This window comes from Maritalea myrionectae, from assembly GCF_003433515.1.
Lineage (GTDB): Bacteria > Pseudomonadota > Alphaproteobacteria > Rhizobiales > Devosiaceae > Maritalea > Maritalea myrionectae.
Window position 1 is genome coordinate 508,398 of sequence record NZ_CP021330.1, and the last position, 13,857, is coordinate 522,254.

Below are 13,857 nucleotides of genomic sequence, written 5' to 3' on the forward strand. Positions count from 1 at the left end.
AAAAAAGCTAAGCATCAATTGTGCGGTTGTAGCCTGCGGGCATGCGCTTGATGATGCGCTCGGCATTGGCGCGGTAGGCTGTTTGGGCCACATGGGTGCCGGGGCGTGCCTTGCGCCGATCTGCCGGGTTGGGGCGTTGCGCCAATAGATGCGCCACAAAGTGGGCCTCTGGCCGATAGGCATGACGGCGGCGGGCTTGATGCGACTGTGATTCAATCACAATCGGCACATTTGCCACGCTGGTATTGTCATGCTGTGAAGCCATTATTTCGCCTACCTGTATCAAAATGGGACATTTTTGCCCTTATTTGACACTGATGATGGCAGAAAATGATGGCGACATAAAGGTTTTGTTAACCTTTGCGACCCGGAATCTGATGGCGTGGTTAAGACGCGCGGTTAACGCTAGAACTGATCTTTGGCTTTGCGCACGGCGGCAAAAATCTCATGTTCCGGTGCATTTTCTTGCCCAACGGCTTGAGCAATGACGGGGTCGTCAATGCGCAAGAACGGGTTGTTGGCCTTTTCGAACCCCAAGGTGGAGGGCAAGGTGGGTTGGTTTTGCGCGCGGCGTTCTTCGGCCCAATTCAGATGTTGGCGCAAAGCTTCGTGCTCAGGGGTCAGACTGAGGGCAAATTTGATGTTGTCGATTGTGTATTCATGGCCGCAATAAAGGACGGTTTCGTCTGGAAGGTGGCGCAATTGCTTGAGGCCCTCCCACATGGCATTGGGCGGGCCATCAAACATCCGGCCGCAGCCAATGGAAAACAGCGCATCACCTGCAAACAGGGCAGGCTGTTCTTGCAAGAAATAGGCGATGTGGCCGCTTGTGTGTCCGGGGGTGGATAGCACGGTGAAGTGCCCAGCCCCAAAGGGCAAGATGGCCCCGGGGGCAACTGTTTCTGTGAACGGTGAGATTTGATCTTTTTCCGAATCAGGCACCACAATGATCGGGTCATAGCGCTGCTTGATTTTTTCCAGCCCGTCCACATGATCCCAGTGACGGTGTGTGACCAACACCAAATCGGGCCGCCAATTGCGGGCCTCTAAAAACGCCACAATCTTGTCATCGTCCGGGGCGTCTACCATCGCCACTTTGCCGGTGATGCTGCATTTGATGAAGATCGCATAATTGGTGTCCAGCACCGGCAGCATTTCGATTTCGAATTTTTGCGTCATGTTTTGATCTCCTCAAATGATGTTGGCAATTTGGTGCTTGGCACAGTACACATATAACATGTGCAATGCGAAGATGAACCGGAGCCATGTCGGTAACGATTGAGGATTTGATGCAGTTCTACCGCTCGCCGCTGGGGCGTATTTCTCGGCGGTTGATTGCGGACACCTTGCTGCCGATGGCACCTGTTAAAGGTCAGCGAGTGTTGGGCATTGGCTATGCAACGCCTTATCTCAACCGGCTGCGTAATGATGCGGAGCGGGTGATGGCCTTTATGCCGCAACGCCAAGGCGTGGCCCATTGGCCGCTCGATGCGCCAAGTCTGGCTGCGCTTGTCGATCCGCTCGAACTGCCGCTAACAGATAGTGCTGTGGATGTGGTGGTGGCCATTCATGCGCTTGAGCATTTGTTTGATCTTGAAGAATTTATGCAAGAACTGTGGCGCATTACCGCGCCGGGCGCCCGCGTGATTCTGGTTGTGCCCCGTCGCAGGGGATTTTGGGCCCAGCGGGACACAACACCATTTGGCCATGGCCATCCCTTTTCGCAAAATCAGTTGGCCCGGCTTTTAAAGGACCATTCCTTCACCCCGGAGGTTTGGCGTGAGGCGCTCTATTTGCCCCCGTCAAATTTTGCCCCCTTGCTCAAATCAGCGCGTTTGTTTGAGAGCCTTGGACGTTTGCTTGGGTCCGGCTTGGCCGGCGTGATGTTGGTGCGGGCCCGCAAAGAAATGTATCCGGCGGTGACAAGGCGGCGGCGCGCTCCACAATTCTCGCAAATACCCGGGCTGGTGTCGCAACCGGCTTGGCCTTCTGGACATATTCGATAGAAATCGTTCGCTCGTAACGATAAAGACCAATGGATAAAGCAGTTTTCTTTGCGTCTGGGCGGTGCTTTGCCTATGGTGCGCGCGGCTTAAATCGTCAGGAAGTATAAAATGTCAGACAAACCGATTGCACACCGTTCGATTATGGATATCGCGGCCTATATGCCCGGCAAGTCCAAATCGCCATCTGGTCAGGCATTGGCTAAATTGTCAGCCAATGAATCACCTTTGGGCGCCAGCCCGAAAGCGATTGAGGCGTATCGTAATTATGCGACGCATTTGGCCGAATATCCTGACGGCGGAGCAACTGCCTTGCGCGAGGCAATTGGCGCGGTGCATGGGTTAGATCCTGCGCGGATTGGTGTTGGCGCGGGCTCGGATGAAATTTTGCACCTGTTGGCGCAGGCCTATGTTGGCCCGGGCGATGAAACGCTAATGTCGCAATATGGTTTTCTGGTTTATCCCATCGTCACCAATGCGGCGGGCGGCACCTGCGTGAAAGCACCGGAAAAGGACCTTAAAGCGGATGTGGATGCGCTGCTGGATGCGGTGACTGAGAAAACAAAGATTGTGTTTTTGGCAAACCCCAACAATCCAACGGGCAGCTATCTTGGCGAAGATGAAATCAACCGATTGCATCAGGGCTTGCGCCCGGACATTTTGCTGGTGTTGGACGCGGCCTATGCGGAATATGTGAATGCGCCTGACTATGAAGCGGGCATTAATCTGGTGAACCGCGCCGACAATGTGGTGATGACGCGCACCTTCTCCAAGATTGGCCTCGCAAATTTGCGGGTTGGTTGGTTTTATGGCCCGGCGCATATTTTGGATGTTTATAACCGCTTGCGGGGGCCGTTCAATGTGAACGGCATTGCGCAAGCGGCGGCCACAGCCGCAGTGCAGGATGAAGCATTTACCGCTGAGTTGGAAGCGCACAATTCCAAAATGCGGGACGAGTTGGTTGAGCGGTTGCAGTCTAATCGCTTTAAAACCTATCCCAGCCAATGCAATTTTGTGCTGACCGAATTTGGCGACGAGGCGGGTTTCACCGCAGCGGATGCCTTTAATCTATTGATGGAAAAGGGCCTGATTGTGCGCGAAATGCACTCCTATGGCCTGCCCAATTGCTTGCGCATCTCTATCGGGACTGAAGCGCAGATGAAATTGGTGATCCAAACGCTACAAGAAATGAGTGACCATGGCTGATGCTATAATGTTTGACCGTATTGCGCTGATCGGGATTGGCTTGATCGGTTCATCTATCGCGCGCGCAATTTTGCGTGCCGATCTAACCCGCGAGCTCGCAATCTCCGACGCATCGCCGCAACATTTGTCTGAGGCGGAAAAGTTGGAATTGGGGCATTCGTTCCATCATGATCCTGTTGAGGCGGTTCAAGATGCGGACCTTGTGATTCTTTGTACGCCGGTTGGCACTTACCGCACGATTGGCGAGCAGATTGCGCCAGCGCTAAAGGCTGGTGCGATTGTTTCCGATGTGGGGTCGGTGAAAGAACATGTGGTCGATACGTTGCAAGATGTGTTGCCGGCGCATGTGGATTTCATCCCTGGGCACCCGATTTCGGGCACGGAAAAATCCGGCCCGCGGCATGGTTTTGCTGAACTGTTTGACAACCGCTTTTGTATTTTGACGCCAACGGAAGATGCCAGCCAACAGGCTGTGGACCGGTTAAAGGCGTTGTGGGAGGCGATTGGCTCAGAGGTCGAGATTATGGATGCCAAGCACCATGATCTGGTGCTGGCCATCACCAGCCATGTGCCCCACTTGATCGCCTACAATATTGTGGGCACGGCGGATGATTTGGAAAGCGTGACCAAATCGGAAGTGATCAAGTTTTCTGCTGGTGGCTTTCGCGACTTTACCCGGATTGCTGCGTCAGACCCGATCATGTGGCGTGATGTGTTTTTAAACAATCGCGATGCGGTGCTTGAAATGCTTGGGCGGTTCTTGGAAGATTTGAGCATGTTGCAGCGGGCGGTGCGCGATAGCGATGGGGAAATGCTTGAGAGCCTGTTTACCCGCACCCGCAATATTCGCCGCTCAATCATTGACGCTGGTCAAGAAACAGATGCGCCTGACTTTGGTCGTCAGCATCATGCGGAAACCGACAGCGAATAGCGATCTAGAATAGGGGTGGCACCAAATAGATTGGTGCCATGCCCACGCTGATCACGCCTGCATTGGCCATCACCGGAATGTTGTGTTTGCCGTCCTGATCCGGCGCGCCCACAATGGCTGCGGCCATGGGTCCAAGGGCCGACAGGTCAAACTGATCAACGATATTTTGCGAGTTGGTGCGCAAAATGCCTTGCAGCATGCCCTGGTCGGTGAGGGTAAATTCGCCTTCGGCGTTCAGCGCGATCTTTTGCGCCTGGCTTTGCCCAAGCGGCACGACTTGTCCAACGGTCTCATATTTTTGGATGATCAGTTTGCCTTCCGTGGCTGCAAATTGTTGCAACATGTCGGGGAAGACCCAATTATTGAGGTTTTGGTCAATTTCAGTGATTTCGGCTTCAATCGTCGTGTTCAGTTTTTCCACGCCCATTTGTTGGGCCTGTACGTTATTGAACTTAGCATAAGCAAAGAAGCCAGTGTCCTTTTCAGCGTGCGCCAGCAAGTGTGCTTCCAGCAACTCCGCGCTGCCGACATCGACGGTGCCGATCAGCTGATCGGACCAAATAGGTTTCACCATTTGCGCTGAGACCCGTTGAAGGTTCATTGAAAAATCAGCGCGGGCGCTGGCTTCTGCTGTGTCAAACCGCAATTGCTTGTGGGCGCCGGTGAAAGCGTTTTGATAGTCGATGGGGCCTTCAATAAAGGCAAGGATGTGGGTTGGGCGATAGAACAGCGCCGTCGCTTCAATGCGGGGAATGGCGATTGTGGCATCACCAGATTGCAAAGTGGCGTTGAGGCATCTGACATCAAAGCGGAAGGGAAAACCGCTCACGCTGTGGTCTGCGCAGGTGAGGCCCAGCTCAGGGTCGTCCATGGCGATTTGAATTTGCTGATCAATTTGGTGCGCGATATAGAACCATGCCGCTGTGGCGGCGCCACAAACCAGAATGATTGCTGCCAGCATGATTTTAAATTTTGCCATGTTCACATCCTAATTCTTGAACAGTGAATTCGTGTGCGCCTTGTGTCAGTTCATAGAAGTTTGTACATCTCTATGATGGTTTTTCAAACAAGTGATTTGGCGATTTAATGGGAAAGTGGGTTTTCGGCTACGGCTCCCTAATCTGGCGTCCTGGCTTTGATTTTATGAATAAAGCGCCGGCTTTGTTGCGTGGCGCGCATCGGCAACTTTGCATCTATTCATTTACCCATCGCGGCACCGAGGATTGCCCGGGGCTTGTGTTTGGTTTGGATCGCGGTGGTGCCTGTCGGGGCATGGCATTCGAGGTTGACCCGCAATTTTGGGATAAAACTTACGCCTATTTGCATGCAAGGGAGCAGCAAAATGGTGTTTACCGCGAAACATTGCGTCGTGTGACCTTGGATGATGGGCGGCATGTGGATGCATTGGTTTACCTTGCGGACCCACATCATAAACAATATGCGGGGCGCTTGGGGCTTGAGGATCAACTTAAACTTGTGCGGCAAGGGCAGGGGCAAGCAGGGCCGAACACAGAATATGTGGTCAATACCTATGCGCATTTGGTGGAAATGGGCATTCAAGATCACGGGCTAGACGCGCTTGTGAACGCGTTGAAAAAGGATTGACGGTCGGCTGCCGTCAATCACAACCAATCGGGTTCAAGATGTTTATGCCGCGCGGGGCAAATCATGATGTGTGTTTGTCAGGTCCCAGCTTGCCAGCGATTGTTCTGCACTATCTTCAATGTCGATAATGTAAGCGTTGTCGGCTGTGTTCACCACATCCATAAACTCGGCGCGGTTCGGTTGATCATGCACAAGGCTTTGGCCGGATCCAACCCACACAACGTCTAGGCCAGCACGCGTGCGAACGCTTAACAGACACAACTGATCGTCGCGAATGCGGAGTTTTTCAAGCGCGGTCGGTTTTGCGGCATAGGTTTTTCCGGATCGTCCAACAAGCGATACGGAATTATGCGCAGCGTTATCGGTCATGCGATCAGAAAGATCGGATGCAAGAGATGTGGTTGGTAGGCCAATGGAAGAGGTGTGAAGCTCTTCCGTTTCGATTCTTGTCGAATCGAATGCATATAGTGATCCCTCAATCATAATTGCCTCACAAGTTCCCCGGCTCATTTGCGGCAGTGCGGTAAAGAACAAAACTAGAACAAGTTCCGCATTTAGTCAAATAGATTAATAGTATGGACTATATCTATGGATTGTGGCGGCAGTTTGTCAATATCTAGTAGTTATGCGGACTTGCGTGCTTCGATGCGGGCTTGGAAGGCATCAGAAATGGGCAAACTGATTCCCTTTTCCAGATCTTCAAAGATCATTTTATCGGTCTCAGTTTCGATAACACGTTGTAATTCAGCGTGAAATTCGTCTGAGCTTAGACCGGGCTGGATGGGTTTGAGATAACGGGCGCGCGCGGTGCCTGGCCAAAGCACATGTGAGTTACGTGGCCAATACAGCCCAGAAGTGAGCGCGACGGGCACCACGGGTATGTTCAACTCCGTATATAGTTTTACGACGCCCCATTTGTAGTTTGGATCTGCTAACGGCGCTTTGCGGGTGCCTTCGGGATAGATGACAATCCGACAATCATGTTTGATGGCCTCTTTGGATTGCTCAATCATTTGCGGTAGAGCTTCGCGGCCTCTTTTCCGGTTTACCGAAATCGTATGAAAGTTGCGCGCGGCCCAACCGAAGAAGGGAATGTCCAGCAATTGCTTTTTGGCAATAAAGGAAGGCCGACGGCCTGTGGCGGGCAAAAGCGCGAAAATATCCCAGTCCGACTGGTGTTTTGAGGCAATGATAAACGGCCCGTCGGGTAGGTTTTCCTCGCCTTCAATTTTGGATTTGATGCCAACAAAAAGGCGCAGAAAGAGCAGATTTGATTGATACCAGAGCCACACGATCGGGTAGCCGGAAAATTTTGGGGCCACGAGCGAATAAAGGCCCATTGGTATCGCCAGCAATGTGGTTATGCCGATAAAAAAGACATAGAAAATCAGCGAGCGGATGGTTTGCACAATCATATTGCAGCCTATCGAATCAGAACAAAGGGGCTAAGGCGCAACCTGCGCCAAAAACCGGTGTACTGTAATGCGCGATGTGATGCTTGTCAGCCCGGCGATGATGGCCACCACGATAATGAGCCCGATAATGCCGAGCCAACCCAATGAAAATTGTCCGAACAAGAGCTCGACTTGTTCTGCATTTTGGCTGGGCAATAAATAGTTGGTAATGATCCCGGCAAGGATGAAAAAGACAAGGGCCGCTGCGCCACCCACAATGCCCCCTTGCAGGCCAATGGCAAAGAAACGCGATTGGAAGGCGCCGGCAATATATCGGTCGGACGCGCCGATAAAGTGCAACACGTCCACGATTTCACGGTTAGAGGCCATGGCACCATTTGTGGCGAAGATCACCGCCAGAATGGTGGCGGCCATAATGAGCATCAGCGCCAACAGGCCGGAGAAAACAATGGTGCCGGACATGGCGTTGAGCTTTTGTTGCCAGGGCTTATGGGAATCAATTGTGGCGTCCGGCAGCGATTGGTTCAGCTTTTCCTCCAAGCTGGCCCGGTCAAATGCGCGGGGGTCTGACAAATGCACGACGACAAGGCGTGGCAAATCGAACCCTTCCAGGTCAAACTCATCGCCCAGCCATGGGGCCAACAGCCGTTCACTGTCTTCAATCGTGAGTTCTTTGGCGCTGCCGACACCGGGGCTATCGAGCGCCAGGCTGATGGCCGTGCGCACATTTGATGTCATCTCATCGCCTTGAACAGGCTGGAGCTGAATGGTGATTTCGCGGCCCACTTCGGACGACCATGCGACGGCTGAATTTTGCACCATATAGACGGCACCAAATGTGACGCAGCTCAAAAAGGTCATGATGGCGACCAGCAATGCCAATGTGCGCCCGGCAATTGAGGAACGGGGCACGACCGAGATTTCACTGCGATTGCGGTTTAGAAATTGATCAATCATGAATGCTCACCTCGCCATCTTGCAATTGCAGTCTGGGGAAACGGAATTGATCTAGAAGGTGCAGCTCGTGTGTGGCCAAAATGATGGTGGTGCCCATTCGGTTTAACTCGACAAACAGGTGCAACAGCCGCTCTGCCAATTCAGGATCAACATTGCCGGTGGGTTCATCTGCCAACAAAAGTTCGGGCTTGGCAATCACGGCGCGGGCGATGGCAGCGCGTTGTTTTTCGCCACCGGAAAGCAATTCTGGTCGGGCATTGATTTGGTGGCCAAGGCCCACCCAATCCAGCAATTCCTGCACATTTGAGCGGTAAGAGGCTTCGGGCTCGCCGCGCACGGCCAGGGGCAGGGCAACATTTTCAAATGTGGTGAGATGTTCCAGCAAGCGAAATTCTTGAAATACGATCCCGATATGCTGGCGCATGGCCATCATGGCTTCTTTGTCGAGGCCGGCCACATCCTTGTCAAACATGGTGAGTTTGCCAGAGGTGGGCCGCAAGGACAGCAATAATAGCCGCAGCAAAGAGGTTTTGCCGGCGCCGGAGGGGCCTGTCAGAAAATGGAAGGACCCGGGGTCAATTTTGAAATTGAGATTTCTTAGGATCTCTGGACCTGTGCCGTAATGCAGCCCCACATTATCAAATTCGATCACTGGCAACTCCCGAATCACTCATTCGCATTCATTTTAGCAGTGATGAAGCATTGTTTGGGCGAAAGCTAGCCCGGTTTTTTCGGAGTGTTAAGATTCTCCAGTTTAAGATGGGGCTCGCATGTTGGAAGAAGTGTCCCCGAGTAGCAATGATTATTGTATGTCCAAATTGTAACGCCGAATATGAGGTGGCCGATCAGGCGATTGGTGAGACTGGCCGGGTGGTACAGTGTGCGAAGTGCGCCGAATCCTGGCGCGCCATGCAGACGCCTCCAGCGCCCAAAAGGCCCCTGGTACGCGAAGTTGAATTGGCAGATGATTCGGACGATTTTGCCCGGTTGCTTGATGATGCGATGCAGGAAGAGGGGCTGGCCCCCATCAAACGCACCGAGAAGACACAAAAAGGTGATGCGGCGGAGAATGACCCGCAAAGCGCCGATAATGTCAATAGCGATCTCGACGAGACTGCGATGGATCGCGAGCTTGAGGAATTGGACGCGAGTGGGGGCAAATCTAAGTCCAAAGGTGATGCCGGAGGCAATGCGGATAAATCCGATGAGTCCTCCTTTGGATACGGCGAAGATAGTGCAATAGAATCAGCGTCTTATGCAACAAGACGCCGGACGCGAATCGACCGTATGAAGCGGGCGCGGCGGGTGGCGAAGCGGCACCGGGATATTGCGCGCGGATTGCCGATGGCGCGTACGCGTCGACTGATCACCACAAGCTGTTTAGCCCTGAGTGCAGCCATTCTTTTGGGGCTTTTTTCATTCCGGGTTGAAGTGGTTCGCCTTTATCCGGAAATGGCCAGCCTGTATAGGCTTTTTGGCACAAATGTGAATGTTGTTGGACTTGATTTCGCAAATGTGCGTACAATCCGGTCATGGAAAGACGGGCATGAAGTCTTAAATGTAACAGGCGACATCCAAAATGTGACCAGCAAGATTGCGTATTTACCTCCTATTAGGGTGGCGCTGGTTAGAGATGACAAAACAGTCATTTACGAATGGAACATGACGCCGGGCGTATCCGTCTTAGAGGCTGGTGGATCGTTTGAGTTTTCAACTCAATTGCTTTCCCCACCCAATGATGTGCGACGTGTAAAGCTATCGTTTCTAGATTGGCAATCGACGAGTTCAAATGCCTCTAACTAGAAATACAACTGGGACGTGGGTAAGGAGTATTGGGTAATGGCACGGATTTTGTTGGCGGAAGATGATCCGAGTGTACGTGGGTTTGTGGCCCGGGCGCTTGAGATGGATGGTCATGCTGTGCTGGCTACTGAGGATGGCGGCCTTGCGGCTGAGGCGATGCTCGAACATGAAGGCAATTTTGACCTGTTGCTCTCAGATATCAAAATGCCGGTGATGGACGGGATTGCGCTCGCCTTGCGTGTGGCAGATCAATTTCCAGATGTAACCATTTTGCTGATGACTGGCTTTGCTGATCAACGCGAACGGGCGCATGGGCTCGATGCATTGGTGCACGATGTGGTGCCAAAACCCTTCACACTGGCCGATATCCGGGCAAAGGTGAAGGAAGCGCTTGATGGTCGTGAAGCCGAAACAATCACGCTGGCGCAGCAGCTAGAAGCGTAAATCATTTTTGGTATTTGGTGGATGGACATTCCAGCACGGGATTTTTACGTGCATTTACCGCTTAAGTTGAAAGGCCCCGCAGTGCGGGGCCAATTTTTTTAAAGCCAATCCGGTACGGAATCCTGGCCAATCAGATCCTCATAGGTTTGGCGGGGGCGGATGATATGGAACTGATCGCCATCCACCATCACTTCGGCACATAGGGGCCGCGTGTTGTAGGTGCCTGACATGACGGCACCATAGGCGCCCGCGCTCATCACCGCGAGCAGATCGCCTTCTTCCACATGCGGCAGATGGCGGCCCTTGGCGATATAGTCGCCGGTTTCGCACACTGGACCGACGACATCGCCCATGCGTTCTTGCAGTTTGGCGTCTTCCTTCACCGGTTGCACCGTGTGATAGCTTTCATAAAGCGTTGGACGCAGCAGATCGTTCATGCCGGCATCGACAATTACAAATTGCCGTTCGGCGCCTTCTTTCACATATTCCACCTTGGTGATGAAAATGCCCGCATTGCCCGCGACCATGCGGCCCGGCTCCAGCACGATTTCACAATCCAGATGGTTTAGATTTTTGCGCACGATCTGGGCGTAGGCCATAGGCTCTGGCGGCACTTGATTGGAATTATCGTAAGGAATGCCCAGGCCGCCCCCAACATCGATATGCTCGATTTTGTGGCCAGCGTTGCCCAGCTTCTCGACGAGTTCTGCCATCAGTTTGAACGCATTATCGAATGGTTCCAGATCGGTGATTTGTGAGCCGATATGCATATCGATGCCGACAGCCTTCAAATGATCGCATTCGGCGATGGTTTGATAGACTTCATTGGCGCGTTCAAACGGGATGCCGAATTTGTTTTCCGCTTTGCCGGTTGAGATTTTGGCATGGGTTTTCGCGTCTACATTCGGGTTGATGCGCACCGAGACCGGGGCAATTTTGCCCAGCGATTTTGCCACCTCATTGATGCGCAGCAGTTCTGGTTCGCTCTCGGCGTTAAAGCATTTGATGCCCATATTGAGCGCGTAAGCGATTTCTTCGTGGGTTTTGGCGACGCCTGAAAAGACAATTTTGTCCGAAGGAATGCCTGCACGCTCGGCGCGCATTAGTTCGCCAAGGGAAACCACGTCAGCGCCCGCGCCAAGACTTGCCACCAGTTTTAAAATGGCCTGATTGGAGTTGGCTTTCACCGCATAGGCAACAAGGGTAGGGCGGTCGGCAAAGGCCTCCTGCATCACTTTGATATGGCGGGTGAATGTCGCACGGGAATAAAGATAGAAAGGCGTGCCCACTTCTGACGCAATGTCAGCGATGGCCACATCTTCGGCATAAAGTTCGCCGTGACGATATTGAAAATGGTGCACCATAATTTGCCCTTATGCGCTGGTGAGACGGTCGCGCCAAACGGCGGCGGCGGCTTTAACATTGGCAGGTGATGTGCCCCCGAACGAGGTGCGGCTTTTCACCGAATCCTGCACGGTCAACACTTTGAACACACGGGCGTCGATGCGCTCGTCGATTTCTTTAAAATCCTCAATCGTGAGGCCTGCCAAGTCGCAGCCTTTTTCTTCCGCCCGTGCCACGGCTGAGCCAGTGATATGGTGGGCGTCGCGAAACGGCACATTGGCCTCGCGCACCAACCAGTCGGCCAAATCGGTGGCCGTGGCAAAGCCAGCGCCCGCGGCGTTGCTCATGGCGTCCTTATTCACTTTCAAATCCTTGATCATGCCCGTCATCGCGGCCAAGGCGAGGGACAGGCTGTCAAACGCATCAAAGGTGACTTCCTTGTCCTCTTGCATATCTTTTGAATAAGCAAGCGGTAGGCCTTTCATCACGGTCATCAGCGACACCAAGGCGCCAGAGATGCGGCCAATTTTGGCGCGGATCAGTTCGGCTGCGTCCGGGTTGCGCTTTTGCGGCATGATGGAAGAACCGGTTGAGAATTTATCGGACAAGCGAACAAAGCCGAACTGGGCGGTGGACCAGATCACCAATTCTTCCGATAGACGCGAAAGGTGCATGGCGCACAGGCTGGCCGCGCTTAAGGATTCCAGCACAAAGTCGCGGTCTGACACAGCGTCCAGTGAATTGGCGGTGGGGCGATCAAAGCCCAGGGCTTTGGCCGTCATGTCGCGGTCAATGGGGAACGAGGTGCCCGCCAGTGCGGCACAGCCCAAGGGGCTTTCATTGAGGCGTTTGCGCGAATCCTGGAAACGGCCGACATCGCGGCCAAGCATTTCCACATAGGCCATCATATGATGACCGAACGTCACTGGTTGGGCGCTCTGCAAATGGGTGAAGCCGGGCATCACGCTATCTGCATGTTCTTCGGCGCGCTCGACCATGGCCAGCTGCAAGGTTTGGATCTGGGTCACAAAAGTGTCGAGGCAATCGCGCACATAGAGTTTAAAATCTGTCGCGACCTGGTCGTTGCGTGAGCGGGCTGTGTGTAGGCGACCAGCGGGTTCGCCGATGATTTCTTTCAGCCGCGCTTCCACATTCATGTGAATATCTTCGAGTGCGCGCGAAAAAGTGAACGTGCCTGCGGCAATTTCGTCACTCACCTGATCTAGACCAGATAGGATTGCATCTTTATCTTCTTGAGTAAGGATGCCGACACTGGCCAACATTTCCGCATGGGCTTTTGAGCCTGCAATATCTTGGGTGTGGAAGCGCTTGTCATAGTCGATGGAGGCGTTAATTTCTTCCATGATCGCATCTGGACCGGTGGCAAAACGGCCACCCCACATTTTGTTGCTCATTGTACCCTCTTTTAGGAGAACTCATGTCCTCTCAACCATCAAATCCAAACGGCAATGATCGCGATAATGGTGCCAAACCTGTGCGCAAAAAGGGCATTGGTATCGGCGCAATCACTGCAATTGTCGTAGCTATAGCGGTCGGTGTGTGGGTTAGCAATGGGAACAAGGGCGGAAATGGTACGGCTGTCGCCAATTCGTGCGACGCAAATCCTGAGGTGCAGACGGCGCTGGATGAAAAAGCAATTGGCGATCTGGCCGCTGTGCAGGTTACCGCTAAAGGCGCGCGTTATGATGAAATCAGCTTTATTCATGAAAATGGTGATGAGGTTGGCTTCAGCGCCTTTGAGGGCAATGTGACGTTGGTTAATTTCTGGGCTACCTGGTGCGCGCCGTGCCGGGCGGAGATGCCGGAGCTGGAAGCGTTGCAAGTGGATTATGGCAATAAAGGGTTCACCGTCGCCACCATCAATCTCGATATTGGCGATGATGGCCTAGCCAAAGCACAAAAGTTTATGGAAGAGGAAAATCTCAGCCAATTACCACTGCATCGCGACCCGACATTCGACGCGTTTGAAGTGTTGAAAAAGCGCGGTGTGGCGTTGGGCTTGCCCGCCACACTGATCTTGGGGCCGGATGGCTGCGAATGGGGCGTTTTGGCCGGACCTGCCGCCTGGCATGGTGAGGATGCGAAGGCGTTCGTCGAGACGGCGCTTGAACTTGCCGATAAAAGCTAG

Annotated in this window: 16 protein-coding genes and 1 pseudogene; 8 read left to right on the plus strand and 9 right to left on the minus strand. The window is 53.1% G+C overall.

The annotated features are described in order from the left end of the window. Positions 1–7 precede the first annotated feature (7 nt). Together MXMO3_RS02465 and gloB are read right to left on the minus strand one after the other, a co-directional pair. Positions 8–265 carry a hypothetical protein gene (locus tag MXMO3_RS02465; protein WP_117394829.1) on the minus strand — a complete coding sequence of 86 codons (258 nt, stop codon included), beginning with the start codon at positions 263–265 and terminating at the stop codon, positions 8–10. A 140-nt stretch (positions 266–405) separates the two neighbouring features. Continuing rightward, the gene (gloB, locus tag MXMO3_RS02470; protein WP_117394830.1) at positions 406–1,179 is read right to left on the minus strand and encodes a hydroxyacylglutathione hydrolase; all 774 of its coding nucleotides are present in this window, start codon (positions 1,177–1,179) and stop codon (positions 406–408) included. An 86-nt stretch (positions 1,180–1,265) separates the two neighbouring features. On the opposite strand from gloB, the gene MXMO3_RS02475 reads away from it, so the two are divergent. The 3 genes from MXMO3_RS02475 (at position 1,266) to MXMO3_RS02485 (ending at position 4,140) form a co-directional block, all read left to right on the plus strand. Further along, positions 1,266–2,006, plus strand: coding sequence for a methyltransferase domain-containing protein (locus MXMO3_RS02475; RefSeq protein ID WP_027835993.1), 741 nt, complete (start codon positions 1,266–1,268; stop codon positions 2,004–2,006). Between the two features lie 108 nt (positions 2,007–2,114). Beyond that, positions 2,115–3,209 (plus strand): histidinol-phosphate transaminase, encoded by a 1,095-nt coding sequence (hisC, locus tag MXMO3_RS02480; RefSeq protein ID WP_117394831.1) that lies wholly within the window; start codon positions 2,115–2,117, stop codon positions 3,207–3,209. Next, the gene (locus MXMO3_RS02485; protein WP_117394832.1) at positions 3,202–4,140 is read left to right on the plus strand and encodes a prephenate/arogenate dehydrogenase family protein; all 939 of its coding nucleotides are present in this window, start codon (positions 3,202–3,204) and stop codon (positions 4,138–4,140) included. The genes hisC and MXMO3_RS02485 overlap by 8 nt, the downstream gene beginning before the upstream one ends. 4 nt (positions 4,141–4,144) lie before the next feature. Here MXMO3_RS02485 and MXMO3_RS02490 read toward each other — a convergent pair whose 3' ends face one another. Further along, positions 4,145–5,119, minus strand: a complete 975-nt coding sequence (locus MXMO3_RS02490) for a DUF2125 domain-containing protein (RefSeq protein WP_117394833.1) — start codon at positions 5,117–5,119, stop codon at positions 4,145–4,147. A gap of 107 nt (positions 5,120–5,226) precedes the next feature. Here MXMO3_RS02490 and MXMO3_RS02495 point away from each other — a divergent pair, with 107 nt between their 5' ends. Continuing rightward, positions 5,227–5,745 carry a gamma-glutamylcyclotransferase gene (locus MXMO3_RS02495; RefSeq protein ID WP_117394834.1) on the plus strand — a complete coding sequence of 173 codons (519 nt, stop codon included), beginning with the start codon at positions 5,227–5,229 and terminating at the stop codon, positions 5,743–5,745. Between the two features lie 42 nt (positions 5,746–5,787). Here MXMO3_RS02495 and MXMO3_RS02500 read toward each other — a convergent pair whose 3' ends face one another. From MXMO3_RS02500 to ftsE, 4 genes are all read right to left on the minus strand, one after another. After that, positions 5,788–6,228 carry a hypothetical protein gene (locus MXMO3_RS02500; RefSeq protein ID WP_117394835.1) on the minus strand — a complete coding sequence of 147 codons (441 nt, stop codon included), beginning with the start codon at positions 6,226–6,228 and terminating at the stop codon, positions 5,788–5,790. Positions 6,229–6,368: 140 nt separating this feature from the next. Then, positions 6,369–7,160 carry a lysophospholipid acyltransferase family protein gene (locus tag MXMO3_RS02505; RefSeq protein WP_027835998.1) on the minus strand — a complete coding sequence of 264 codons (792 nt, stop codon included), beginning with the start codon at positions 7,158–7,160 and terminating at the stop codon, positions 6,369–6,371. A gap of 30 nt (positions 7,161–7,190) precedes the next feature. After that, complete coding sequence (locus MXMO3_RS02510) at positions 7,191–8,117, minus strand: cell division protein FtsX (RefSeq protein WP_117394836.1); 927 nt, start codon at positions 8,115–8,117, stop codon at positions 7,191–7,193. Further along, the gene (gene ftsE, locus MXMO3_RS02515) at positions 8,110–8,769 is read right to left on the minus strand and encodes a cell division ATP-binding protein FtsE (RefSeq protein WP_245985786.1); all 660 of its coding nucleotides are present in this window, start codon (positions 8,767–8,769) and stop codon (positions 8,110–8,112) included. The genes MXMO3_RS02510 and ftsE overlap by 8 nt, the downstream gene beginning before the upstream one ends. A 146-nt stretch (positions 8,770–8,915) precedes the next feature. On the opposite strand from ftsE, the pseudogene MXMO3_RS19085 reads away from it, so the two are divergent. The 3 genes and pseudogenes from MXMO3_RS19085 to MXMO3_RS02525 all read left to right on the plus strand — a co-directional run. Further along, positions 8,916–9,014: pseudogene (locus MXMO3_RS19085) on the plus strand (zinc-ribbon domain-containing protein); the annotation flags it as partial. Between the two features lie 60 nt (positions 9,015–9,074). After that, a complete protein-coding gene (locus MXMO3_RS02520; protein ID WP_245985787.1) occupies positions 9,075–9,920 on the plus strand; it encodes an NIL domain-containing protein in 846 nt (281 codons plus the stop codon). Positions 9,921–9,956: 36 nt separating this feature from the next. Next, positions 9,957–10,364, plus strand: a complete 408-nt coding sequence (locus tag MXMO3_RS02525) for a response regulator (RefSeq protein ID WP_027836001.1) — start codon at positions 9,957–9,959, stop codon at positions 10,362–10,364. 98 nt (positions 10,365–10,462) lie between these two features. Here the strand turns inward: MXMO3_RS02525 and lysA are convergent, their stop codons facing one another. Both lysA and argH read right to left on the minus strand, forming a co-directional pair. Further along, on the minus strand, positions 10,463–11,725 hold the full coding sequence (lysA, locus tag MXMO3_RS02530) for a diaminopimelate decarboxylase (RefSeq protein ID WP_117396685.1): 1,263 nt from the start codon (positions 11,723–11,725) through the stop codon (positions 10,463–10,465). Between the two features lie 12 nt (positions 11,726–11,737). Continuing rightward, the gene (gene argH / locus MXMO3_RS02535; protein WP_027836003.1) at positions 11,738–13,123 is read right to left on the minus strand and encodes an argininosuccinate lyase; all 1,386 of its coding nucleotides are present in this window, start codon (positions 13,121–13,123) and stop codon (positions 11,738–11,740) included. A gap of 23 nt (positions 13,124–13,146) precedes the next feature. Between argH and MXMO3_RS02540 the strand changes: the two genes are divergently transcribed. Next, entirely contained in the window at positions 13,147–13,857 is a 711-nt protein-coding gene (locus MXMO3_RS02540) for a TlpA family protein disulfide reductase (RefSeq protein WP_117394838.1), read from the plus strand.